Source organism: Halomonas urmiana (assembly GCF_005780185.1).
Lineage (GTDB): Bacteria > Pseudomonadota > Gammaproteobacteria > Pseudomonadales > Halomonadaceae > Halomonas > Halomonas urmiana.
In genome coordinates this window covers 101,205-124,510 of sequence record NZ_VBUI01000002.1, presented here as the reverse complement: position 1 = coordinate 124,510, position 23,306 = coordinate 101,205, and the positions used below count along the sequence as shown (strand labels likewise).

Sequence of the window (23,306 nt, the reverse complement as noted above, 5' to 3'; positions counted from 1 at the left end):
GGGCCACCCTGAGGATGGCCCGTGATGACGCATCGACGTCAGCGGCGTGTCGGCGTGCGCATGGTAACGAACTCCTCGGCGCCGGTGGGATGGATGCCCACGGTGGCGTCGAAATCCGCCTTGGTGAGTCCCGCGCGCACGGCCACGGCGATCCCCTGAATCACCTCGCCGGCCTCCTCGCCCACCATGTGGGCACCGACCACCACGTCGCTCGCCTCGTCGACGATCAGCTTCATCAGGCAGCGCTCGCTGCTGCCGGAGAGGGTGTGCTTCATGGGGCGGAAGTCCGCCGTGTAGACCCGGATCTCGCCGCAGGCCTCGCGGGCCTGCGCCTCGGAGAGCCCCACGGTGCCGATATTGGGGTGGCAGAAGACCGCCGTGGCGATGTTGCGATAGTCCAGCGGGGCCGGCTCGCCTGGCTCGAAGTGGTGGCGGACCAGCTGCATGGCCTCGGCGAGCGCCACCGGCGTCAGTTCGGGGCCGCCGGTCACGTCGCCCAGCGCCAGGATCGACGGCACCGAGGTCTCGAAGCGCTCGTTGACGGCAAGGTGGCCGCTCTCGGTCCGGGCCACGTCCAGCGCCTCGAGCCCGAGCCCCGCCAGGTGCGGGCGACGGCCGGTCGCCGCCAGCACCGCGTCCACCTCGAGCTGCTCGCCGCTGGTCAGGGTGACCTTCACGCCGCCCTCGACCTTCTCGATCGCCTCGATGTTGGTCTCGAAGTGCAGGTTGACGCCCTTCTTGGCCATCTCGTCCCGGGTGAACTCGCGCACCTCCTGGTCGAAGCCGCGCAGGAAGAGCTCGCCGCGATAGACCAGGTGCGCCTCGCTGCCCAGCCCGTTGAAGATACTGGCGAATTCCACCGCGATGTAGCCGCCGCCAAGCACCAGGAAGCGCTCAGGGAAGGTCTCGAGATCGAAGACCTGGTTGGAGTTGACCGTGAGTTCCTTGCCGGGGAAGTCCGGCGTCCAGGGCCAGCCGCCGACGGCCACCAGGATCTTCTCGGCGCTGACGGCCTCGCCGCCGACCTCCACGTGATGGGCGTCCAGCACGCGGGCCCGGGCGTTGATCAGCCGCACGTCGGCGGCGTCGAGCAGCCGCCCGTAGATGCCGTTGAGCCGCTTGATCTCGCCGATCTTGTTGTCGCGCAGCGTCGACCAGTCGAAGCGCGGTGCCTCGGCCAGCTGCCAGCCGAAGCCGCCGGCGTCCTCGAAGGCCTCGTGGAAGTGGGCCGCGTAGGAGTAGAGCTTCTTGGGCACGCAGCCGACGTTGACGCAGGTGCCCCCCAGATAGCGATCCTCGGCCACGGCGACCCGGGCGCCAGTCGCCGCCGCGGTGCGGGCGGCGCGCACGCCGCCGGAACCGGCGCCGATCACGAAGAGGTCGTAGTCGTACTCGGACACAGTAGTCTCCTGATGGTCGTGTCATTCTGATCGGGCGCGATCATACCAGCCACGGCCATAACCAGGGAGGCCCGCTCCATTGACCCTGGCTATGCCGGTGATCAGAATGCGTCGCGTCCCATGGTCCGTTCTTCAGAGAATCCCGCCCCATGAAAACCGAAATGCAACAGCTGCTCGAGCGCAACCGCGACTGGGCCGAGAGCGTCCGTCGCCAGGATCCCGACTTCTTCGCTCGGCTGTCACAGCAGCAGAACCCCGACTACCTGTGGATCGGCTGCTCCGATTCCCGAGTCCCGGCCAACCAGATCATCGACCTGCCGCCCGGTGAGGTCTTCGTCCATCGCAACGTCGCCAACCTGTTGCACCACAACGACATGAACGCCCTCTCGGTGGTCCAGTTCGCCGTCGATGTGCTCAAGGTGAAACACATCATGATCGTCGGCCACTATGGCTGCGGCGGCGTCAAGGCGGCCGTGACCGGCGACGAGTGCGGCATGGTCGACTACTGGCTGCACTCGGTCCGCGAGCTCTACAGCCGCCATCGCGGCGACCTGGAGTCGCTGCCGCTCGACGCGCAGGTCGATCGTATGTGCGAGCTCAACGTCCAGGCCCAGGTCAACAACCTGTGTCGTACCAAGATCATCCAGCGGGCCTGGCAGCGCGGCCAGCCGCTCGCCGTGCACGGCTGGGTCTACGGCCTGAGCGACGGTCGCGTCACCGATCTGGAGTGCAGCGTCTCGGGGCTCGACCAGGTCGCGACCCTCTATCGCATCGGCCGTTTGACGCCCGCCAGCGAGGACTGAAGCGTCGCTCGCCCGGCGGCCCCATTCGCCGGGTGCATGGCGGCTGTCAAAATTTCGATTGGGCAGGGGCCGCCGGGCTCTCTATGTTGTTGGCTGGACCGTAGCGGTCATGACACCAATAACAAGTCACCCGGCATGGAACGACACATGACTCTCAAGAAGACCCTGCTGGCGAGCGTGATCGGCGCCGCCATGACCACCGCCGTGCTGCCCTCCGTGGCCAGCGCCGAGACCAGCCTGCGCATGGCCTACGACGCCGACCCGGTCTCGCTGGACATCCACGAGCAGCTCTCCGGCGGCATCATCCAGCTCTCCCACATGACCTTCGACCCGCTGGTGCGCTGGAACAAGGACCTCTCCTTCGAGCCGCGCCTGGCCACCGGCTGGGAGCAGGTCGACGACACCACCATGCGCATGACGCTGCGCGATGACGTCGAATTCCACAGCGGCAACACCTTCAGCGCCGAGGACGTGGTCTGGACCATCGAGCGCCTGAAGCGAAGCCCCGACTTCAAGGCGATCTTCGAGCCCATCGAGAGCGTCACCGCCATCGACGACACCACGGTGGAGATCACCACCACCAAGCCCTACCCGCTGCTGCTGAACCTGGCGACCTATGTCTTCCCGATGGACAGCGCCTTCTACAGCGGCACCGATGCGGATGGCGACCCCAAGGACGAGATCGTCAAGAACGGCAACTCCTTCGCCTCGACCCACGTCTCCGGCACAGGCCCCTACGTGGTCACCGAACGCCAGCAGGGCGTGCGCATCACCTTCGATCGCTTCGATGACTACTGGGACGAGGAATCGCCCGGCAACGTCGACGAGATCGTCATGACCCCGATCAGCGAGAACGCCACCCGCGTGGCCGCGCTGCTCTCCGGCGACGTCGACTTCATCGCCCCGGTGCCACCCAATGACCTGGACCGGGTCCGCGAGGACGAGGACGTGCAGCTGGTGACCATGTCGGGCACCCGGATCATCCTCTTCCACATGAACCAGGAGCGCGTCGAGGCCTTCCAGGACCCGAAGGTGCGCCAGGCCTTCGCCTACGCCATCAACCAGGAAGGCATCGCCGATCGCCTGATGAAGGGCTTCGCCACCCCGGCCGCCCAGTTCTCGCCGGAAGGCTATGCCGGCCACGTCGAGAGCCTCGAGCCGCGCTATGACCTGGAGAAGGCCAAGCAGCTGATGGTTGATGCCGGCTACGAGGACGGCTTCGAGATCACCATGATGGCGCCCAACAACCGCTACGTGAACGACGCCAAGATCGCCCAGGCGGTCGCCGCCATGCTGGCGCGCATCAACGTCACCGTGGACCTCAAGACGCTGCCCAAGGCCCAGTACTGGGGCGAGTTCGACGAGCGCGTCGCCGACATGATGATGATCGGCTGGCACGCCGATACCGAGGACTCGGCCAACTTCCACGAGTACCTGACCGCCTGCCCGGACGCCGACACCGGGGCCGGCCAGTACAACGCCAGCAACTACTGCAACCCGGAACTCGACAAGCTGGTCGCCGAGGCCAATCTCGAGATCGACCTCGAGAAGCGTGCCGAGATGCTCCAGCAGGTCGAGCAGACGCTCTACGACGATGCCGCCTTCGTGCCGCTGCACTGGCAGGACCTGGCCTGGGCCTCGGCCTCCAACGTCAACATCGAGCCGGTGCTCAACGTGATGAACTTCCCCTACCTCGGGGACCTGGTCATCACCGACGAGTAAGTCCGCCGCGCGCCGGCCCCTCGCGGGCCGGCCCTTCGAAACCATGACCCCTGTGACGCGCTCGATGATCGAGTGCGGCACCGCGTGTTGCACACGGGACGCCAGCCATGATCGCCTTCCTGATCAAGCGCCTCTACCATGCCCTGCTGGTGATGTTCGTCATCAGCATCATCGCCTTCGCCATCCAGGACAACCTGGGCGACCCCATCCAGCAGATGGTCGGCCAGTCGGTGCCCGAGAGCGAGCGCGAGGCCCTGCGCGAGGAGCTGGGGCTCAACGACCCCTTCCTGGTCCAGTACCTGCGTTTCGCCGGTAACGCCGTCCAGTTCGACTTCGGCTACTCCTATACTTTCAACCAGCCGACCACCGAGGTCATCATGCGCCACCTGCCGGCGACCCTCGAGCTGGTGGCGGCCAGTACCTTCCTGATCATCGCGCTGTCGGTACCGATCGGCGTGTACAGCGCCATCCGGCCCCGCGCCTGGCTGTCGCGATTCTTCATGGGGGTGTCGATCGTCGGCATCTCGATCCCGGTGTTTCTCACCGCCATCGTGCTGATCCAGATCTTCGCCATCGGGGTGAGCGTCGCGCCCTTCCCCGCCGATACCGGCTGGGGCGCCTGGCTCAATGAGGCGCTCTCCACCGACGGCGGCATGCCGGCCTACGGGCGTGGCGACCCCGTCAACGTCTTCGGCACCTGGGACAGCAATTTCGCCTCGCTCGAGGGGCTGACCTACCTGGTGCTGCCGGCGGTCTCGCTGGCCTCGATCATGCTGCCGCTGTTCATCCGGCTGATCCGCGCCGAGATGCTAGAGGTGCTGCAGTCCGAGTACGTGAAGTTCGCCCGCGCCAAGGGCATCTCGCTGCGCCGGATCTACTTCATCCATGCGCTGAAGAACACCATGCTGCCGGTGATCACCGTGGGCGGCGTGCAGATCGGCACCCTGGTGGCCTACACCATCCTCACCGAGACGGTCTTCCAGTGGCCGGGCATGGGGCTGATGTTCCTCAACGCCATCCAGCGCTCCGACGTGCCGCTGATCGTGACCTACCTGATGATCGTGGGGCTGATCTTCGTGATCACCAACACCCTGGTCGACCTCATCTACGGCCTGGTCAATCCCACCGTCAAGCTGACAGGGAAACCCGCATGACAACCACGAACTCTTCCATGGCAGCCGCGCCGGTGGCGAGCCGCTGGTCGCGTTTCCGCGGCTCCTACCTGCTCTACAGCTTCAAGCGCGATCCGGTCGCCCAGCTCAGCCTGCTGGTGTTCATCGTGCTGGTCGGCGTCGCAGTGCTGGCCCCGTGGCTGGCGCCGATGGACCCCTACGACCTGGCGCAGATCGACATCCTCGCCTCGGAGCTGCCGCCCTTCTGGATCGACGGCAGCGATCCGGCCTACGTGATGGGCACCGACGCCCAGGGCCGCGACCTGCTCTCGACCATCCTCTACGGCGCCAGGGTGTCGCTGATCATCGGCTTCGGCGCCGTGGCGCTGCAGGCCCTGCTCGGCGTCAGCTTCGGGCTGCTCGCCGGCTACCTCGGCGGGCGCGTCGACGCCTTTTTGATGCGCCTGGCCGACATCCAGCTGTCGTTCTCTACCCTGATGGTCGCCATCGTGGTCGGCGCCCTGGTCAAGGCGGCCTTCGGCGGCGCCACCTACAGTGACTACGCGGTGCCGCTGCTGGTGCTGATCATCGGCCTGGCGGAGTGGCCCCAGTACGCGCGCACGGTGCGCGCCTCGGTACTCGCCGAGCGCAGCAAGGAGTACGTCGACGCCGCCCGGGTCATGGGCTTCTCCAGCCGACGCATCATGTTCCGCCACATCCTGCCCAACACCCTGTCGCCGATCTTCGTGATCTCCACGGTGCAGGTGGCCAACGCCATCATCTCCGAGGCGGCGCTGTCGTTCCTGGGGCTCGGCATGCCGGAAACGCACCCGTCGCTGGGCTCGCTGATCAAGTCGGGCTTCGACTACATCCAGTCGGGCTCCTGGTGGATCACCCTGATCCCCGGGGCAATGCTGGTCATTCTCGTGCTGGTGATCAACCTGCTCGGCGACTGGCTGCGCGACGTCCTCAACCCGCGACTCTACAAGGGCTGATTCCCATGGCACTCCTCGACGTAACCAACCTCGACGTGCGCTTCGCCCTGCGCCGCGGTGACGTGCAGGCCCTGCGTGACGTCTGCTTCAGCCTGGAGCGCGGCGAACGCCTAGGCATCGTGGGCGAGTCCGGCGCCGGCAAGTCGGTGGCGGCCTTCAGCCTGCTCAACCTGATCGCCAAGCCCGGCTACATCGCCGGCGGCAGCATCCACTTCGACGGCCAGGAACTCACCGCCATGAGTGACCGCGGCCTGCGTCACGTGCGCGGGCACCGCATGTCGATGATCTTCCAGGATCCGATGATGACCCTGAACCCGGTGCTGACCATCGGCGAGCAGATGGTCGAGTGCCTCAAGGCGCACCGGCGCATCTCCACCAAGGAGGCCCGGGCGATCTCGCTGCGCAAGCTCGAGCAGGTGCAGATTCCCTCCCCCTCGGCGCGCCTGGATCAGTATCCCCACGAGCTCTCCGGCGGCATGCGCCAACGGGTGATCATCGCCATCGCGCTGCTGCTCGACCCCGACATCATCATCGCCGACGAGCCGACCACGGCGCTGGACGTGACCATCCAGGCCGAGATCATGGCGCTGCTGCTCGAGCTCTGCGAGAAGCACAATGTCGGCCTGATCCTGATCACCCACGACCTGGGCGTAGTCAGCCAGGTCACCCAGCGCATGCTGGTGATGTATGCCGGCCGGGTGATCGAGCAGGGCCCGACCCGGGAGATCATCAACGACCCGCAGCATCCCTATACCCAAGGGCTGATCAACGCCCTGCCGCAGATGGCCACGCCCGGCGCACGCCTCAACCAGATCCCCGGCAGCATGCCGTCGCTGGATAACCTGCCGAGCGGCTGCGCCTTCCATCCGCGCTGCGGCTTCGTGGCGCGCGCCGACGGCTCGACCCGCCACGCCTGCACCGACGAGGTGCCCGACTTCGTGACCTCCGGCAACTGCCGGGTCGCCTGCCACATGGTCGCCGAGATGCTCGATCGTGAGCGCATTCCGGCCGAGGAGATCCGCTGATGAGTTCGACTGCCCACGCCACCGCCGCCGAGCCCGCCTCTCCGCTGCTGGAGATTCGCGGCGTGGAGAAGCGCTTCTCGCTCTCCGGCGACTTCCTCGAGCAGCTCAAGTTCAAGGGAGGAAAGCTGGTCCGCGAGCAGAAGCATGTTCACGCCATCAACGGGGTCGACCTGGACATCCAGCGCGGCGAGGCGCTCTGCGTGGTCGGTGAGTCCGGCTGTGGCAAGTCCACCGTGGCGCGCACCGTGATGGGGCTGCTGCACCCGAGTGCCGGCGAGATCCGCTATGACGGCGAACGCATCGACGACCTATCCCATAAGGCGCTGATGCCCTATCGCCGCCGCATGCAAATGATCTTCCAGAACCCCTATGCGTCGCTGAACCCGCGCATGACCATCCAGCAGACCCTGGAGGAGCCGATCCGCCTGCACCATCCGGACTGGTCGACGCAACGGGTCAGGGACCAGGTCGCCGAGGTGATGGCCTCGGTGGGCATCGCCGCCGACTGGGGGGCTCGCTATGGCCACGAGTTCTCCGGTGGCCAGCGACAGCGCATCGCCATTGCCCGCGCGCTCGCCGTCGACCCGGAGTTCATCGTCGCCGACGAGCCGATCTCGGCGCTGGACGTGTCGATTCAGGCCCAGGTGCTCAACCTGCTGATGGAGGCGCAGCAGCAGCGCAACCTGACCTACCTGTTCATTACCCACGACCTGGCGGTGGTCGAGCATTTCGGCACCCGGGTGGCGGTGATGTACCTGGGCCGGGTTTGCGAGGTGGCGCCGACGGCGACGCTCTTCGCCCGGCCGCGACACCCCTATACCCAGGCGCTGATGTCGGCGATTCCGCGCCTCGAGGATGACCGGCCACAGCACATCCGCCTGCAGGGTGAGGTGCCCACGCCGGTCAACCTACCCTCGGGCTGCGTCTTCCACGGGCGCTGCCCTCACGCCAATGCACGCTGCCGCAGCGAGATTCCGCAGCTGATCGCCGCCGATGACGGCAGCCAGGTGGCCTGCCACGCCGTGGAGGAAGGGCGGATCGACTGAGGCCCCGACACAGGTGTGGCACAATGCCGGGGGTGAGCCCCGGCCCCGTCTCGAGGATCGACATGGAATTGCGATGGCTGGAAGACTTCATCGTCCTGGCGAGGACCCAGCACTTCTCGCGCGCGGCGGAGGAGCAGAACGTCACCCAGCCGACCTTCTCCCGACGCATCAAGCTGCTCGAGGAGGGCATGGGCACGACCCTGATCAACCGCCAGACCCTGCCGCTGTCGCTGACCCCGGCCGGCGAGGAGTTCCTGGCGCTGAGCCTGGAGGTCACGCGCCGGGTCGCGGCGACCCGGCAGCGGCTGGCCCACCTGGCCGAGGAGCAGGCCAGCCAGCTGCGGCTGGCGGCGCCGCAGAGCCTGCTGGCGCACTTCCTGCCGGCCTGGCTCGCCAGCTGGAGTACCCCGCCGCCGCTGACGCCCTATCTGCGGGCCACCGGCTGGCTGGCCAACGACTTCTTCGAGGCGCTCTCCCGCGACGAGTGTGACCTGGTGCTCACCTACTGGCCGCGGGACGAAGGGCCGCAGATGCCCGAGACCGAGGACCTCGAGCATCGCTGCCTCGACAGCGAACGACTGGTACCGGTGTCGCTGCCCGAGCCCGACGGGCGGCCCCGCTTCGCCCTGGAGACGGGCCTGCGTGCCAGCCTGCCGCTGATCGCCTACCACCCGCGGGGAGTGACGGACATGGCCCTGCGCCGCCATCTGGCGGGGATCCCCGGCGCGCCGGACTTCCGGGTGCTCCACGAGAGCATCCAGAGCGGCAACATCCGCGAATTGGTCGGCCTGGGCTACGGGCTGGGCTGGCTGCCCGAGCGCGTGGTGCAGGAGACCCTGGCCGCTGGCACCCTGGTGCGCGCCGGCGATGCCCGCTGGGACGTGCCGCTGGAGGTCCGCCTCTACCGCCGCCGGGGCCTGGACCAGCCCGCCATCGAGGCCCTCTGGCAGGCGCTGGCGACGGACAGCGAGTCGCGTCGTGCGCTCTGAGCCGTGGTTATCCTGATACCCTGACTCCGACGCGGCACGCCGTCGACACGGGGTCTCCCTGGGCGGCAACATGCTGCCCATGCTGATGCTGCACGCCGACGATGATCCCTTCATGCCGCCGGCGCTCTTCACGCGATTCCCCAGGCCATCGCCTGCGGTGCGGGTGGAACTCGCCCGGCACGGCGGGCATGTCGGGTTCGTGGAGTGGCACCAGGGTCGGCTCACCAGTTGGCTGGCGCGGCGATTCAGCCAACAACTGCGGGAGTGGCAATCGACGAAGTCGGCACCTCACTCTGCGCTGGGTTCGGTGCGCCACAAATAAAGCGAGGGACCTTAACCCAGGTTGGCAGACGCAGACGGCAACCTTTCCTAATCTGCTTTCCAAACAGGGAAGGTCGGCTGTCATTCGGGACAATCACAACCTCCCGCTCATCAACATGCCGCCAGAGGTGAAACCCATCGTGAACACGCCAAGCGTCACCTATCAAAACAACCACTTTCTCAGGCAGGCAGAGCGCCCGACCAGCGTCGTCACCATGGTCGAGGACCTGCTGGGGCGGGCCAGTGGGCATGAGTACAACGAATATCATCGCTATCACTGGCTATCGTTGCGCTTCCTGACCTATCACATCGGCATCAGCACGCTATTGCAGGCCCTGGCCGAAGAGAGTCGGCAGCGCGTCCGTGCCCTGAACGAGGTCGCCGCCACGCTTCCGATCGAACCGCCTCGGCTTGGCGAGCCGGCCGCGGGCCCCTGGCCCGACCTGCATGGACAGGGCCATTTCTTCATCTATGAAGATGAGATGGCCGCTCAGGAACTGAGTCGCGCCGAGCTCGAGGAGTGGCGTTCGCGCCGCTTCTACGAGCGTCTGCAGGCCTACAACGCCATCCCTGACTTGAATGCCTGGTTGAATGAGTGCATTGGCCAGGCACGGGCGCAGTTTCAGATTCTCAAGGAAGCCGAGGAACTGCTGTCGGCCCCCTGCCAGCCCCGCGAGATGACCGTCGGCCATGTCCTACCCAGCGCGGCCCGCGGATAACGCGGGCCTCGACCAAAGCACCTCGGAGCCGCCACCTCCCAGGCAGCCACCTGATGGCCTGTCCTCGACGGGACACGTCATGGCACCCGCCGGCGGGTGCTACTACACTAAACTTAAAACGCAAACTAATAGCCATATTGTCTATTAGACAAGTGGGAGCCTGCATATCCCCAGACCACCCGACCAGCCCGCTGCCAAGAGGCAAGGCATGAGCCTCTTCCAAAGCAACATGGCGCGATATGTCAACTTGAGCGAATCGGAACAAGGGCTGCTCGCCGAGTTTGAGCAACATAGTCAGCCCGCCGTGAAGAATCAGCTGCTCTGGCGACCCCGCACCAAGATCGGCGAGTTGTTCATCCTGCAGAGTGGCTGGGCCTGTAGCCATCGCAGTACCAGTGATGGCGACCAACAGGTGATCGAGTTGCTGCTGCCCGGGGATATCATCGGGATCAGGGAATTCACTTTCATGAGGCACGTGAGCGAAGCCAGCATGATCACCCGGGGCACGATTCAGCCGTTCCACCATGAAAGTATCGTCGACCTCATCGCGGCTTCCACGCCCCTGACGATCGCCCTGTTTGCCAATATCAGCCGTCAGGAAGCCCTGCTCACCGAGCGCATGCTGATCAGTCTCCATCGCGACGCGCGCTCGCGACTCCTGCATTTCGTGATCGAGACCTACCTGCGTCTCGACAAGATACAGGAGATCGACCTGGCCTCCTTCGTATTTCCCGTATCCCAACGGCTGCTGGGCAACATCCTGGGTCTGTCGCCGGTGCATATCAACCGCGTTCTCAAGTCATTGGAGCAGGATGGGGTGTTGAAGAAGTTTCACAGTCATATCGAGGTCTACAACGCGAAGCAGATGTTCGACGAGGCCGAATTTGAAAGCGATTATATGAGTGATGACATGAACGGGTTGACGGAAGGACTGGCGCGGCTTCAGCAGTAACGTCGCTGACGTGCCTTCACGACGCTGCCATCACACCAGCGAAACGCGCGAGACTCAACCGATCGGGCAGCTGACGCCGGTGCCCTTCAGGCCGCAGTAGCCATTGGGGTGCTTCGCCAGGTACTGCTGGTGGTACTCCTCGGCGTAGTAGAAGGCCTCGAGCGGCTCGATTTCGGTGGTGATGAGTCCCTGGCCACTGCGCGACAGCGCCTCGCCGTAGGCCTCGCGGCTCTGCTCGGCGAGCCGGCGTTGTTCCTCGCTGGTGGTGAGGATGATCGAGCGATACTGGCTGCCGATGTCGTTGCCCTGGCGGTTGCCCTGGGTGGGATCATGCGCCTCCCAGAACACGCGCAGCAGCGCGGCGAGGTCGACCACCTGGGGGTCGAAGACCACCCGCACCACTTCGGCATGACCGGTACGGCCACTACAGGTCTCCTCGTAGGTGGGATTCGCGGTCACGCCGCCGGCATAGCCCACGGCGGTGACGTGGATCCCGGGCAGCTCCCAGAACAGTCGCTCCGCGCCCCAGAAGCAGCCCAGGCCCAGCACGATCTCCTGCATGCCCTCGGGCCAGGGGGGGCGCATGGCATACCCGTTGACCAGATGGTGGCCGCTGATCGGCAGCGGTGTCTCGCGCCCGGGGGGCGCATGAACGGGGTGGAGTGGCATGGGATTCGCTCCTTGTCGGTGGTCGCCCGCTCCCTCGAGGCGTCGTGGGGCGGGCGCAATGGCATATGGGGCGGGTGGCCGGTCAGGGCGCCGGCGGATCACCCGGCAGGCTGAAGGTATAGATCATGTCCACCGCCTGCGCGGCGCCGGACACCGCCTCGAGGTAGAGGTTGCGCCACAGCTTGTAGCGCAGCGAGATCTCGGCGATGGGCGAGAACACCCCCACGCCGTAGCCGACGCTCAGCCGGTCGGTGAGATTGCCGGTGACCACCACCTGGCTCTGCTCGCCGGTGCCGGCGGTATCGAGGCTGAGATCCTGGATGCCGAAGGCCTCGCCGACCGCCCCCACGGCGTTTCCGGTCTTGCCGATCGTCAGGCCGATCAGCGCCGAGGTCAAGGCGCCGTCGGCCCCGCCGCTGCTGTCCGGGGCACGGCCGCGCAGCAGGTAAGAGAGTGCGCGGCTCTCATTCATGGCCGGCTCCGAGAAGATCTCCAGGCTCGGGGCCGATGCCTCGCCGGCCACCCGGAGTCCGGCGATCACGTCGTCCTCGGTGGCGTCAGGATTGCGAATCGCCTCGAAGTCGAGCCGGGGCTGCCCCGGCGGACCGCTGAAGAAGATGATTCCCTCGCGGATGATCAGGTCCTGGCCGTAGGCCCGGAAGCGGCCGTCGACCAGGCTGACATCCCCGAACAGCTGGACCGGGCCGCTCTGCTGGCGCACCTCGAGGTTGCCCTGGAGCTCCGACTCCAGGCCGTAGGCCTCCAATTGCATGTCCGGGCCCAGCGTCAGGTTAATCCGGATGTCGGTGGCCATCCCGGCCTTGGCCATGGCCTCGGCGGTGGATTCGCCGGGCTGGCGCTGCGCCCTGGCCTCCGCCTCGGCTTCGGCAGCACGGCGATCGTCTTCTTCGGTGATGATCACCTCGTCTGGGCTTGGCGCCTGCGCCGACTTGGGTACCTCGCCCACCTGGAGCCTGGCCCAGGGGATCTCGACCGTGCCGCGCACCTGGAGTCGCTCGGGGTCGGCACGCACGCGCAGGTCGGGGGCGAGGCGCAGGCGACCGAAGCTCGGCAGGACCGCCAGCAGGGGATCGTCGACGGCACTCAGGTCGATGGCCGCCTGCCATCCGCCGCCGGTCGGCCACTGGGCGTTGCCGTCGATCATGAGGCGGCCTTCCTCGGCGGCCAGGAAGCCGTCGAGGTCGGCCCGGTCGCCGGCCAGGTTGACGGTGAGCTCGCCGTCCTGCACCTCCAGGGGCAGGTCCAGCCCACCGGCCCTCAGCCCGGTCAGGGCGAGCCGGCCGTCCAGCCGCGGGGCCTCCTGGCTGCCGGCGATGCGAATATCGCCGTCCAGGCCGCCCTCGAGGGTCTCCAGGCCGGCGACCAGGGGACGGTAAGGCGCCAGGCGCAGGTCATCGACGCGCAGCTGCCCGTCCAGCGTGCTGTCGCCCAGCGGATCGATGATGCCGAGTGCCAGGCGCACTTCGCCGGTGTCCGCCAGGCCCACGATCAGCTCGAGATCCGCGCGGGCCTCGCTGGCCTCCACCGCCACGTTCAGGCTGGTGCCGGGCACCGCCCAGGGCTGGCCATAGGCGTCCTCGCCGGTCACCTCGGCGCGACTGTCGAGGTCGGCGTCGAGCTGCCAGCGCTCGCCCCCGCCCGACCAGCTGGCGGCGAGAGCGCCGGCGCTCTCGCCGCCGATGCGCCATCCGGGGGGCATCACGCTGTCGACCATGGCCATCGGCAGGCCGCGGATCTCGAGGGCGGCGCGCCCGGCCTCGGCCGAGGCCTCGAGCGGCTCGACGAGGCAGACGTCTCCGCCCTGACGGCGGCTCAGGCAGAAGGGGGCCACCCGGGCCGAGCCCTCGGGGAGATTGGCCGCGAAGGTCAGCGCCTCGGCGAGGCGGATGTCGCCGAACGCGCTGTCGATCTCCAGCGGCGCCAGGGTGCCCCGATACTGCTCGCGGGCCGTGTCCAGGCCCCCCTCGAGGGTCAGGGCCAGCCGCGAGACCGGCAGGCCCTCACCGCCGTCCATGGCCAGGCGCAGCCGATGCGCCGTCTGCTGCCCCTCGAGGTCCAGCGTCAGCGCGGTGATCTGCTGTCCGCCGGCGGCGATATCACGGGCGTCCAGCGTCACGGCGAGCTCGGGATCCGTCAGGCCGGCGACGCTCGCCTCGAGATCCAGGCGCGACAGCCGGTTGTCGTTGAAGGCAAGCTCGCGCCCGGCCAGGTCGAGATCGAGCCGAGGCGCCTCGAGGCTGCCCTGGGCGATGAACTCGCCGTCGAGGACGCCGTCGAGGCCGGGATAGAGGCTATTGAGGGACGGCAGGTCCAGCTCGCCGCGCAGGTCCAGCGATGACTGGCTGACCGTGCCCGCGGCGCTGAGCCGATTGCTGCCCTGGCGGAAATCGAGGGTCTCAAGCGACCAGCGCATCTCGCTGTTGCCGCTAAGCACCGCCTCGAGGGAGAGCGGCCGATCGTCCAGCACCCCCTGGATGTCCAGGGACGGGACCTCGACTCGCCAGCCGTCGGCGTCCTGAGCGAAGCTCACCTCGGCACCGCCGCCCAGGCGACCCTCGAGCCCCTCGACGAAATGGCCGGGATGGATGCCGTCCAGGGAGAGCACGGCCGTGGCGTCAAGGCCCTGCTCCCAGTCGATCTGGCCGCGGCTGACGATCACCCCGCCCTGCTGGTTCACGGTCAGCGGCGACCAGGCGAAATGGCTCAGGCTGCCGGTGCCGATCAGCGAGAGATCGGTGCGCGGTAGCGTCGGGCCCACGGCGGACAGGGAGAGCTCGGCCCGATAGTCGACCAGGCTGCCGGCCAAACGCAGCGAGAGCGCCTCGGCCCGCCACGGCTCCGTCGGCGGCTCACCTGGCGCGTTGCCTTCTTGCGCCTGGTCCTGCGTCTGGACCTCGGCGGACTCGTCGGTTCTCCTGGCCTGGGTGGGCAGCGGCCACTGCAGGGCCTCGCTTTCCAGCGACGCCTCGAAGGGCAGCGTCGGGTCCAGGGCGTCGAGGCGGGCCGTCAGCCGAGCCGCGACCGGCCCCGCGAGGGCCAGGTCGACCTCGAGCTTGGCGAGGCTGCCGGCGACGTCAAGCGCGATGCGCTCGCCGTCGAGGGCCGGCATGCGCTCCGGCAGATAGAGATCCGCGGCCAGGTGCGCCCGAAGGGGGTAGTCGTCACGCAGTGTCAGTCGCGCCTCGAATTCGGCGTCGGCATCGGGGCTCGCGAGCGTCAGGGTGTCGATCGCGATCTCATGGTCTCGGGCACTCATGCGCAGTCGCAGGCGCTCCACGCCAGCCTCGACGGCGCCGCCCACGCGAAAGTCCTCGACGAGCAGCTCCGGCACCTCCACCGCCAGGGGCAGGGCCACTTCGGGCAGCTCGCGGCGCGGCTGCTCCGCCAGGGGCAGGTCGGCCACGCCCTCCCGCTCGGCGGCGGCCTGGGCGGGCAGCGGTGAGTGGACGGCGGTAGCGGCGTCGATGGCCTGGGCGGTGAGCCTCGGCCCCTCGTGTTCGGCCTCATTCAGGGCGAGTCGCGTGCCCGCCGAGAGCGGCAGGGTCAGCCGCGTGCCGGCGAGGCGGGTGGGCAGCAGGGTCAGGGTGCCCTGCTCGGCGCGTAGTGCACTGGTGAACGAGGCCCAGGCGAGCCGCGTGCCGTCGGCGAGCTGCAGGTTCACATCGACCAGCGACAGCTCGCGCAGCTCGAACGGAAAAGGCAGCTGGATCTGGTCGAGCGGCTCGCCGTTCGGGGCGGGCGGTGGCGCCGCTGCCGCGGGCGCCATCTCGGCCAGGCGGATATCGGCGCCATCCAGGGCAAGGCGCTCGATGCACAGGCGCCCCCTGAGCAGGCAATCCTCGGACCAGGCGAGCTCCAGGCGCGACAGGGCGATTCGCGCCGGCCCTGCGTTCAGGCGCAGGTCCTCGAGCACCAGGCGATCGAGTGGCGCGCCCTCGACCCCGCCCAGCTCATAGAAGCCGCGCTTGGCGCCCTGCTCGAGCAGCACGCCGGTGCCCCAGGGTGACAGGGCCAAGCCCAGCAGCAGCAGCACGAGGCCTATCAGCCATACGGGCAGGAGGATCATCAGGCGGGCCAGGGCCCAGGTCACGGCGCGCTTTCTCAAGACGTTGGCTCTCAGAATTCCGGTCCGATGGAGAAGTGGATGCGAAAGGTATCCTCGATATCGAAGGGGTGCGCGACGTCGAAACGGATGGGGCCGACCGACGAGATCCAGCGCACCCCCAGGCCCGCCCCGGTCTTCAGGTCGCTCGGCCACCAGTCGTTGAACGCATCGCCGGTGTCGACGAAGGCCGCCAACCACCACTTACCGGCAACGCGCCGCTGGGCCTCGAGGCCGAGGGTCAGCAGCTGCTCGCCGCCGATCAGGTCCCCCTCCTCGTCCTCGGGGGCGATGCTCTCGTAGGCGTAGCCGCGCAGGCTGCGGTCACCGCCGGTGAAGAAGCGCAGTGACGGGGGGATGTCCGCGAAGTCATCGGTGGTGATGCTGCCGAACCCGACCCGGCCGATGAAGCGATTGTCATCGCCCAGCATGCGGATCCATTCGCTGTCACCGGTGATACGCAGGAACTCGGCCGCCGAGCCCCAGGCCTCGCTGGAGTACTCGAACGCCAGGAGCTGGCGATCCCCCCAGGTGGGGAAGGCGGGGTTGCGGGTGCGGGTGCGGGTCCAGCTGATGCCGGGATAGAGCAGCAGGACCTCGTTGGAGACGCCGGCCTGGGTGAAGTCCTCGTAGGTGCTCCGCAGGTAGAGCGACTGCTCCCAGTCTCTGGCGAAGGTCCAGTTGTTACCGGCCGTCCAGTCGCTGTCGAATTTCCAGTGGCGGGCGATCTCCACGGTGCTCTCGAAGGCGCGAGTGTCCTCGCTGTCCTTGTTGCGCAGGCCGTACTGGAGGCGATAGCTGTCGCGCAGCGGATGGGCCAGGGGCATCGTATAGAGGCCGGAAAACCGCTGCTCCGGCCCCGACAGATAGAGGTCATGGTCGAGGCCGTGACCGTAGCGATTGACCCAGGGCTGATCCCAGGAGAGGCGGATGCGGGGCCCCACGTCGGTGGCATAGCCCAGGCCGACCTCGAACTGGTGGCGGTCCGCCGGCGTCACCGTGACATCGATCGGGACCTCGGCCGAACGCTGGAGGGCGTTGGCCGCCAGCAGCGCCTCGGCCTCGATGCGTGCCGCCGGTGGTGCCGGCTCCCGGCCCTCCAGGTCGAGCGCCTGCCACCAGCCGGATGCTTCGCCCGGCAGCGCCAGTCGCTCCAGGTCGCGCTCGAGGCGCGGGCGCACGCTCATTGAGGCGAACCACTCGGTCTGGCCCAGGCGCTCGTTGAGCCTGGCCACCTGGCTTGCCAGGTAGGGATCCCCGCGTTCGAAGGTCGCAAGGTTTGCCAGCCGCTCGGTCTCGATGTGATGGCCCTGAAACGTCACCTCGCCGAAGCGGTAACGCGGGCCGCTGTCGAGTGCCAGATAGAGCCGGGCGCTCTGGGCATAGGGTCTCACTTCCATGCGCCGGTCGGTGAAAGACCAGTCGAAGTAGCCGCGCTGCAGGGCCTGGTTGGCCAGCGTGCTGCGCAGGCTGTCGAAGGGCGCGTGGCGAAGCCGGTCCCCCTGCGCCAGGGGAAAGTCATCGATGGCTTCCACGAAGAGGGGGTCATCGGCGGCGTCTCCGGTCACGGAGAGCTCGAGAACCTCGATGCGCACCGGCGCCCCGGGATCGATGACGAGTGTCACCTCCTCGGGGGCCTCGGGGTCGTCGAAACGCGTGCGGATGCTGGGCGAATAGTAGCCGAAGACCCGCAGGGCCTCGCTGCTGCGCCGCAACACCTCGCTCTTCAGGCGCTCGGGGCTGTACTGCCCGGCCTCGAGTTCGTCGAGATAGAGGCGCACGTTCTCGGCCAGCTCGTCCTCGACGCCCTCGACCGTCGCCTCGAGGGCCTGGACGCCAGGCGCCAGGCCGAGACACAGCGTGGCCGCCGTGAGGCGAGTCAACACGCGATTATCCATGGGCATCGATCCCTGACGGGGAGATGTCACTGGCGCAGGGCCTCGAGCTGGGCGCTCAGGACGAGCTGGGACTGACGCAGCTCGCGCAGCCCGGAGGCCATCTCTTGAAGCCCGCTGTCCAGCGCTTCCATTCGTTGATGGACATCATCGCGTGATCCCGCCGCGGCTTCAACTCGGCCGTCGAGTTGCGTCAGCTGTGCTTCCAGGGTCTCCATGCGCTCCTGGAGCGTCTCCACGCCGTCGGCCTGCGTCTCGCGGGCCTGCTCGAGGGTCGCCAGTCGCTCGCCCAGCGCGGCGCGGCCCTCCTCGCCGGCACGCTCCAGGGCATCCAGAGAGGTGCGGGTCGCGGCCAGGGTGGCGTCGCGGGTCGCGGCCTGCTCCACGAGCGAGGCGAGCCGGGCCTGCTGGCGCGCCAGGCGCTCTTCGAGGGGGGCCATCTGCGCTGCCCGCGCGGTCTCGAGCTCGGTCGTGAGCTCATTCTCGAGTTCAGCCAGGCGACGGTCGAGGACCGCATCGACCTCGGCTTCCAGGTTGGAAAGCTCGTCCAGGCGCGACTGCAACGCATTGAGCGCCTCTCCCCTGCCCTGCTCGGCATCGAAACGCGCATGCATGTTGGAGAGCTCGCCGCTGACCCGGGCAAGCTCGGCCTGCAGGCGAGCACGCTCCTGCCAACCGGCCCAGGCGAGCGCCGCACCGGCGGCGATCAGCAGCAGGATCAGCAGCCACAGTGGCCAGACCCGCGGGGGAGTGGGATGGTGTACTCGCGGCGCCGACAGGCTGGCATCCGGGTCCGGCACGATCGGTCGGGGGTGCCGGCGGTCATCCGGGTGCTCTGCCATGACGAACTCCTTCTCTCGGGGTGGTTGGCCGGGGTCGCCGCTCCCGGCGGGCCGCGCAATTGGCGCCCTCCTGGCCGGGTGCTATGATGCTGCGACAGCACCGACACATCGTCCTGATAGTGTAAGGTTTTTTGTCATCGGAACGCACGGTTCCCGGTCAACATCGACGAGGAGTCTTGAATCCCGGCGTCCCGATGCCCACCATGGGGTGCTGTTACGACACCGCTGACGACAAGGAGAGACTCGATGGCATTTGAACTGCCCGCACTGCCGTATGACAAGAACGCTCTGGAACCGCACATCTCGGCCGAGACCCTCGAGTATCACTACGGCAAGCATCATCAGACCTACGTGAACAAGCTCAACGAGCTGACCGACGGGACCGCCGATGCCGACAAGTCCCTGGAAGAGATCATCCAGGCCTCCTCCGGCGGCCTGTTCAACCAGGCGGCGCAGGTCTGGAACCACACCTTCTACTGGCACTGCCTCTCTCCCAACGGCGGCGGCGAGCCGACCGGTGCACTGGCCGAGGCCATCAACGCCAAGTTCGGCTCCTTCGAGAAGTTCAAGGAGACCTTCAACGCCCAGGCGGCCGGCAACTTCGGCTCCGGCTGGACGTGGCTGATCAAGACCGATGACGGCGGCGTCGACATCGTCAACACCAGCAATGCCGACACCCCCATCGCCCATGGCCAGACGCCGCTGCTGACCATCGACGTGTGGGAGCACGCCTACTACATCGACTATCGCAACGCCCGCCCGAAGTACCTCGAGAACGTCTGGAGCGTGCTCAACTGGGACTTCGTGGCTCAGAACTTCGCCTGAGGTTCTCCCGGTATGGCGTGTCAGCCAGGGCATCGGCGCCTCGGCGCTGCCCGCTGACGGACGACGGCCCCGCCAATTGGCGGGGCCGTTTCCTTGGGTATCGAGACCTCAGGTGGGACACGACGCCCGGCTCCCTCACGGGTCGGCGCGGCGGCCGATGCCCCGATAATGCAGGCCGCAGGCCGCGACATGGGTCGGATCATAGATATTGCGGCCGTCGAGCAGCAGCTTCTCACTGAGCAGGTCGGTCAGCCGCGGCCAGTCGGGGTTCCAGTAGGCCTTCCACTCGGTGACCAGCATCAGCGCATCGGCGCCCTCGCAGGCCGTCAGCGGGTCGGCGTCGAACACCTCGAGCAGCGGGTGCTCGCCGACCTCGGCGAGCACCGCGGGGATCGCGGCGGGATCGTGGAGGCGCACTGTCACCCCCTGGGCCCAGAGGGCGCGCAGCAGCGTCAGCACCGGCGCCTGATCGATGCGCGCCGTGCCCGGCTTGAAGGCTGCCCCCCAGATGGCCACGCTGCGTCCGCCCAGGCGGCCATGGAAGTGGGACCACAGCTTGCGAAACAGCGTCTCCTTCTTGTGCTCGTTGATGTCGAGCACCTGGTCGAGCAGCGCCGAGTGGCGCCCGCTCGCCGACTGGACATGGGCCAGGCGCATCAGGTCGCGGGAGAAGTTGGGGCCGCCGAAGCCGCAACCGGGATAGAGATACTCGTAGCCGATGCGCGAATCGGCGCCCATGCCCTGACGCACGTGCTCTACGTCCACGCCCAGGCTGTCGGCGAGTCCGGCGATCTCGTTCATGTAGCTGATGCGCGTCGCGAGCATGCCGTTGATGGCCAGCTTGGTGAGCTCCGCGGCGCGGCGCGGCATACGCTGGATCACCTCGCGCCGACGGTTGAAGGCGCGCAGCAGTTCGCGCACTTGCCGCGCCGCCCGGTCGTCGTCGCAGCCGAGCAGCCAGCGCGAGGGGCGAGTGAAGGTCTCCCACGCCCGCCCCTCCTCGAGCAAGTCGGCCAGCGCCACCGCCCGGCAGCCGGCCAGGCGTGCTTCCAGCTGCTCGGTCTCGCCGACCGGGAAGGTGGAGTTGTTGATCAGCACGGCCCCGGGGCAGAGGCTCGCCATCCGCTTTTCGACGCACGCGGCGGCGTCCGGACGCTGGTCGGGCGAGACGGCGAGCCACATCACATCGAAGGGCTCGTCGTCGACGTCGTGCTCGTCCTGGGGCAGTATCCGCAGGCTGCCCTGGGCCAGCCCCTCCTCGAGCCGGCCCATCAGTTCCGGCTCGCTCAAGAGCCAGCGGCTTTGCGCCAGGGTTGGCCAGTCGGCCGAGGCGTGAGGCAGCCAGGCCACGCGGTGGCCCACCCAGGAGAGCGCAGCCGCCGCGGTGGCCGCGGCCAGCTCGCTGCCGTGGATCAATACCCGCATCGCTTCACTCCCCGTCCGCGTAGCGCGTGAGCAGCTCGCGAAAGCCCTGCCCGTAGCGTGGATGGCGCCGACCGTAGGCGAGAATCGCCTCCAGATACCCCAGCTGATGGCCGCAGTCGTAGGTCTTGCCCTGCATGCGGAAGGCGTCGACCCCCTCCTCGCGGCGCAGGGTCTCGATGGCATCGGTCAGCTGGATCTCGTTGCCGGCGCCCGGCGGCGTGTCGGCGAGCAGCGGGAAGATCCGTCCGGGCAGGACGTAGCGCCCGATCACCGCGAGATCGGAGGGCGCCTCGTCCACCGGCGGCTTCTCGACCACGCCGGCGATCGGCCGCGACTCGCCGGGTCCCGGCAGCTCGCCGCCGATATCGACGATGCCGTACTTGTGGACCAGCGCATGGGGCACCTCCTCGACCATCAGCTGGCTGTGCCCGGTCGTCTCGAAGGAGCCGATCATGCCCGCCAGATCATTGCGCGCGAGGCCCTCGTCGTCGACCAGCACGTCGGGCAACAGCACCGCGAAGGGTTCGTCGTCGCCCACCACCGGGCGGGCACAGAGCACCGCGTGACCGAGGCCCAGCGGCTCGGGCTGGCGCACGCTGATGATGTTGACGTCGGCCGGCACGATGGAGCGCAGCTCCTCAAGCAGCTCGGTCTTACCCTTGGCCTCGAGGCTCGCCTCGAGCTCGAAGTGCTTGTCGAAGTGGTTCTCGATGGCGCTCTTGGTGCCGTGGGTCACCAGCACGATGTCGCGGATCCCCGCGGCCACGGCCTCCTGGACGACATACTGGATCACCGGTCGATCGACGATGGTGATCATCTCCTTGGGAATGGCCTTGGAGGCCGGGAGACAGCGCGTGCCGAACCCGGCAACGGGAAGAACGGCCTTGTTGATCATGGTGCGGTCCCTGTCACGGTGGGGGGTTGGCCCGCCGGAAAGCATGGGAATGCCCTCCGGGGAGCGGGTACAATAATCGCCATGATACCGGACCGAGCCTGGCCTGACAGCGTGTCGGGTCGGCGATACCAGGGAGAGAGCAGATGAGTGCAAGCCACCCGCAAGCGGACAACGTCGATCAGGCGGAGATCGCCAAGTTCGAGGCCCTGGCCGACCGCTGGTGGGATCCGCAGGGCGAGTTCAAGCCGCTCCACGACATCAACCCGCTGCGCCTGGATTTCATCGACGCCCGTTCGGGCCTGGCCGGACGGCGTGTGCTCGACGTCGGCTGCGGCGGCGGCATCCTCGCCGAGGCCATGGCGCATCGTGGCGCCGAGGTCACCGGCATCGACCTGGGCGAGGCGCCACTGGCCGTGGCCCGCCTGCATGCCCGGGATCAAGGCGTCGGCGTCGACTATCGCCACATCAGCGTCGAGGCGATGGCCGACGCGCATCCCGGCGAGTTCGACGTCGTCACCTGCCTGGAGATGCTCGAGCACGTGCCCGACCCGGCCTCGGTGGTGCGCGCCTGCGCGGCCCTGGTGAAGCCCGGTGGCCAGGTGTTCTTCTCGACCCTGAACCGCACGCCCAAGGCCTATGCCCTGGCGGTGTTCGGCGCCGAGTACGTGATGCGCATGCTACCCCGTGGCACCCACGACTACAGCCGCTTCATCCGCCCGTCGGAGCTGGCGAGCTGGTGCCGCGAGGCGAGCCTCGCGGTGCGCGAGCAGAACGGCCTGGTCTATCACCCGGTCACGCGCCAATTCTCGCTCTCGACCCGCGATGTCTCGGTCAATTACCTGATGCACTGCCGGCGGGAGACGACCTGATGCCGGCGTCGCGGCCCGAGGCCCTGCTCTTCGACCTAGACGGCACCCTGGTGGACACCGCGCCGGACCTGGCTCGGGCGACCAATGCCCTGCGCGACCATCATGGCCTGCCCGCGCTGCCCTATGCGCTGATCCGCGCCCAGGTCTCCAACGGTGGTAGCGCCCTGGTGACCCTGGCACTGGGCCTCGAGAAGCAGGCCCCGGGCCATGACGCGGCGCGCACCTTCCTGCTCGAGGCCTATGGCCAGTCGGTGGCCGAGGAGAGCCGCGTCTTCCCCCCGCTGGATCGGCTGCTGAACGCCTGGGCCGCGCGCGAGGGCCGCTGGGGCATCGTCACCAACAAGCCCCGCGCCTATGCCGCTCCCCTGGTCGAGGCCCTCGGTCTCGCGCCCGGGGTATTGCTCTGCGCCGACGATCTGCCGGTCAAGAAGCCCGACCCCGCCCCGCTGCATGAGGCGGCGCGCCGCCTGGCGGCCTCGCCCGCACAATGCTGGTACATCGGCGATCACCTTCGCGATATGCAGGCGGCCCGAGCGGCCGGCATGGCTGCCGTGGCGGTGGGCTATGGCTATATCGAGGAAGAGGACGACTACCGGCGCTGGCCGGCCGACCTCTGGTTCGAGACCGCCGAGGCGCTGGTCACGGCGGTGCTGGAAGGTTAGAACGCCACTCGAGTCCC

20 protein-coding genes are annotated in these 23,306 nt (G+C 67.9%); 13 read left to right on the top strand and 7 right to left on the bottom strand.

Translation table 11 applies throughout. The annotated features are described in order from the left end of the window. Positions 1-38 precede the first annotated feature (38 nt). Positions 39-1,400, bottom strand: a complete 1,362-nt coding sequence (gene gorA, locus FEI13_RS01885) for a glutathione-disulfide reductase (protein WP_138178990.1) — start codon at positions 1,398-1,400, stop codon at positions 39-41. Positions 1,401-1,549: 149 nt separating this feature from the next. Between gorA and can the strand changes: the two genes are divergently transcribed. The 10 genes from can to FEI13_RS01835 all read left to right on the top strand — a co-directional run bounded on the left by can (position 1,550) and on the right by FEI13_RS01835 (position 11,084). Continuing rightward, positions 1,550-2,203, top strand: coding sequence for a carbonate dehydratase (gene can, locus FEI13_RS01880; protein ID WP_138178989.1), 654 nt, complete (start codon positions 1,550-1,552; stop codon positions 2,201-2,203). Between the two features lie 147 nt (positions 2,204-2,350). Next, positions 2,351-3,925: an ABC transporter substrate-binding protein gene (locus tag FEI13_RS01875; protein WP_138178987.1), complete on the top strand. Its 1,575-nt coding sequence runs from the start codon at positions 2,351-2,353 to the stop codon at positions 3,923-3,925. 107 nt (positions 3,926-4,032) lie between these two features. Next, positions 4,033-5,079, top strand: a complete 1,047-nt coding sequence (locus tag FEI13_RS01870; RefSeq protein ID WP_138178985.1) for an ABC transporter permease — start codon at positions 4,033-4,035, stop codon at positions 5,077-5,079. After that, positions 5,076-6,032, top strand: coding sequence for an ABC transporter permease (locus tag FEI13_RS01865; protein WP_138178983.1), 957 nt, complete (start codon positions 5,076-5,078; stop codon positions 6,030-6,032). Before FEI13_RS01870 ends, FEI13_RS01865 begins: the two co-directional genes overlap by 4 nt. Positions 6,033-6,037: 5 nt before the next feature. Then, entirely contained in the window at positions 6,038-7,057 is a 1,020-nt protein-coding gene (locus FEI13_RS01860) for an ABC transporter ATP-binding protein (RefSeq protein WP_138178981.1), read from the top strand. Beyond that, positions 7,057-8,103 (top strand): ABC transporter ATP-binding protein, encoded by a 1,047-nt coding sequence (locus FEI13_RS01855; RefSeq protein ID WP_138178979.1) that lies wholly within the window; start codon positions 7,057-7,059, stop codon positions 8,101-8,103. The genes FEI13_RS01860 and FEI13_RS01855 overlap by 1 nt, the downstream gene beginning before the upstream one ends. 62 nt (positions 8,104-8,165) lie before the next feature. Further along, on the top strand, positions 8,166-9,092 hold the full coding sequence (locus FEI13_RS01850) for a LysR family transcriptional regulator (protein WP_138178977.1): 927 nt from the start codon (positions 8,166-8,168) through the stop codon (positions 9,090-9,092). A gap of 70 nt (positions 9,093-9,162) precedes the next feature. Then, the gene (locus FEI13_RS01845) at positions 9,163-9,414 is read left to right on the top strand and encodes a hypothetical protein (RefSeq protein ID WP_138178975.1); all 252 of its coding nucleotides are present in this window, start codon (positions 9,163-9,165) and stop codon (positions 9,412-9,414) included. A 127-nt stretch (positions 9,415-9,541) separates the two neighbouring features. Continuing rightward, a complete protein-coding gene (locus FEI13_RS01840) occupies positions 9,542-10,132 on the top strand; it encodes a hypothetical protein (RefSeq protein ID WP_138178973.1) in 591 nt (196 codons plus the stop codon). Positions 10,133-10,340: 208 nt separating this feature from the next. Next, positions 10,341-11,084, top strand: coding sequence for a Crp/Fnr family transcriptional regulator (locus FEI13_RS01835; protein WP_138178972.1), 744 nt, complete (start codon positions 10,341-10,343; stop codon positions 11,082-11,084). Positions 11,085-11,138: 54 nt separating this feature from the next. Here the strand turns inward: FEI13_RS01835 and msrA are convergent, their stop codons facing one another. The 4 genes from msrA to FEI13_RS01815 form a co-directional block, all read right to left on the bottom strand. Continuing rightward, the gene (msrA, locus tag FEI13_RS01830) at positions 11,139-11,753 is read right to left on the bottom strand and encodes a peptide-methionine (S)-S-oxide reductase MsrA (RefSeq protein WP_138178970.1); all 615 of its coding nucleotides are present in this window, start codon (positions 11,751-11,753) and stop codon (positions 11,139-11,141) included. A gap of 82 nt (positions 11,754-11,835) precedes the next feature. Continuing rightward, positions 11,836-15,879 (bottom strand): autotransporter assembly complex protein TamB, encoded by a 4,044-nt coding sequence (tamB, locus tag FEI13_RS01825; RefSeq protein ID WP_138178968.1) that lies wholly within the window; start codon positions 15,877-15,879, stop codon positions 11,836-11,838. 11 nt (positions 15,880-15,890) lie between these two features. Continuing rightward, positions 15,891-17,774, bottom strand: coding sequence for an autotransporter assembly complex protein TamA (gene tamA, locus FEI13_RS01820; protein ID WP_138178966.1), 1,884 nt, complete (start codon positions 17,772-17,774; stop codon positions 15,891-15,893). A gap of 26 nt (positions 17,775-17,800) precedes the next feature. Then, on the bottom strand, positions 17,801-18,613 hold the full coding sequence (locus FEI13_RS01815) for a hypothetical protein (protein ID WP_138178964.1): 813 nt from the start codon (positions 18,611-18,613) through the stop codon (positions 17,801-17,803). A 246-nt stretch (positions 18,614-18,859) separates the two neighbouring features. Here FEI13_RS01815 and FEI13_RS01810 point away from each other — a divergent pair, with 246 nt between their 5' ends. Continuing rightward, a complete protein-coding gene (locus FEI13_RS01810) occupies positions 18,860-19,438 on the top strand; it encodes a superoxide dismutase (protein WP_138178962.1) in 579 nt (192 codons plus the stop codon). Between the two features lie 135 nt (positions 19,439-19,573). Here the strand turns inward: FEI13_RS01810 and FEI13_RS01805 are convergent, their stop codons facing one another. Next, complete coding sequence (locus FEI13_RS01805; RefSeq protein WP_138178960.1) at positions 19,574-20,863, bottom strand: nucleotide sugar dehydrogenase; 1,290 nt, start codon at positions 20,861-20,863, stop codon at positions 19,574-19,576. A 4-nt stretch (positions 20,864-20,867) separates the two neighbouring features. Further along, positions 20,868-21,758 carry a UTP--glucose-1-phosphate uridylyltransferase GalU gene (gene galU, locus FEI13_RS01800; RefSeq protein WP_138178958.1) on the bottom strand — a complete coding sequence of 297 codons (891 nt, stop codon included), beginning with the start codon at positions 21,756-21,758 and terminating at the stop codon, positions 20,868-20,870. A 143-nt stretch (positions 21,759-21,901) separates the two neighbouring features. Between galU and ubiG the strand changes: the two genes are divergently transcribed. Then, positions 21,902-22,627 carry a bifunctional 2-polyprenyl-6-hydroxyphenol methylase/3-demethylubiquinol 3-O-methyltransferase UbiG gene (gene ubiG, locus FEI13_RS01795; protein WP_138178956.1) on the top strand — a complete coding sequence of 242 codons (726 nt, stop codon included), beginning with the start codon at positions 21,902-21,904 and terminating at the stop codon, positions 22,625-22,627. Further along, positions 22,627-23,289: an HAD-IA family hydrolase gene (locus FEI13_RS01790; RefSeq protein WP_138178954.1), complete on the top strand. Its 663-nt coding sequence runs from the start codon at positions 22,627-22,629 to the stop codon at positions 23,287-23,289. Before ubiG ends, FEI13_RS01790 begins: the two co-directional genes overlap by 1 nt. Positions 23,290-23,306 lie beyond the last annotated feature (17 nt).

Bases quoted from the DNA above. Each gene is read 5' to 3' on its own strand.
- can (WP_138178989.1), top strand. From the start codon at position 1,550: ATGAAAACCGAAATGCAACAGCTGCTCGAGCGCAACCGCGACTGGGCC.
- FEI13_RS01875 (WP_138178987.1), top strand. From the start codon at position 2,351: ATGACTCTCAAGAAGACCCTGCTGGCGAGCGTGATCGGCGCCGCCATG.
- FEI13_RS01870 (WP_138178985.1), top strand. From the start codon at position 4,033: ATGATCGCCTTCCTGATCAAGCGCCTCTACCATGCCCTGCTGGTGATG.
- FEI13_RS01865 (WP_138178983.1), top strand. From the start codon at position 5,076: ATGACAACCACGAACTCTTCCATGGCAGCCGCGCCGGTGGCGAGCCGC.
- FEI13_RS01860 (WP_138178981.1), top strand. From the start codon at position 6,038: ATGGCACTCCTCGACGTAACCAACCTCGACGTGCGCTTCGCCCTGCGC.
- FEI13_RS01855 (WP_138178979.1), top strand. From the start codon at position 7,057: ATGAGTTCGACTGCCCACGCCACCGCCGCCGAGCCCGCCTCTCCGCTG.
- FEI13_RS01850 (WP_138178977.1), top strand. From the start codon at position 8,166: ATGGAATTGCGATGGCTGGAAGACTTCATCGTCCTGGCGAGGACCCAG.
- FEI13_RS01845 (WP_138178975.1), top strand. From the start codon at position 9,163: ATGCTGCCCATGCTGATGCTGCACGCCGACGATGATCCCTTCATGCCG.
- FEI13_RS01835 (WP_138178972.1), top strand. From the start codon at position 10,341: ATGAGCCTCTTCCAAAGCAACATGGCGCGATATGTCAACTTGAGCGAA.
- msrA (WP_138178970.1), bottom strand. From the start codon at position 11,753: ATGCCACTCCACCCCGTTCATGCGCCCCCCGGGCGCGAGACACCGCTG.
- tamA (WP_138178966.1), bottom strand. From the start codon at position 17,774: ATGGATAATCGCGTGTTGACTCGCCTCACGGCGGCCACGCTGTGTCTC.
- FEI13_RS01815 (WP_138178964.1), bottom strand. From the start codon at position 18,613: ATGGCAGAGCACCCGGATGACCGCCGGCACCCCCGACCGATCGTGCCG.
- FEI13_RS01810 (WP_138178962.1), top strand. From the start codon at position 18,860: ATGGCATTTGAACTGCCCGCACTGCCGTATGACAAGAACGCTCTGGAA.
- FEI13_RS01805 (WP_138178960.1), bottom strand. From the start codon at position 20,863: ATGCGGGTATTGATCCACGGCAGCGAGCTGGCCGCGGCCACCGCGGCG.
- galU (WP_138178958.1), bottom strand. From the start codon at position 21,758: ATGATCAACAAGGCCGTTCTTCCCGTTGCCGGGTTCGGCACGCGCTGT.
- ubiG (WP_138178956.1), top strand. From the start codon at position 21,902: ATGAGTGCAAGCCACCCGCAAGCGGACAACGTCGATCAGGCGGAGATC.
- FEI13_RS01790 (WP_138178954.1), top strand. From the start codon at position 22,627: ATGCCGGCGTCGCGGCCCGAGGCCCTGCTCTTCGACCTAGACGGCACC.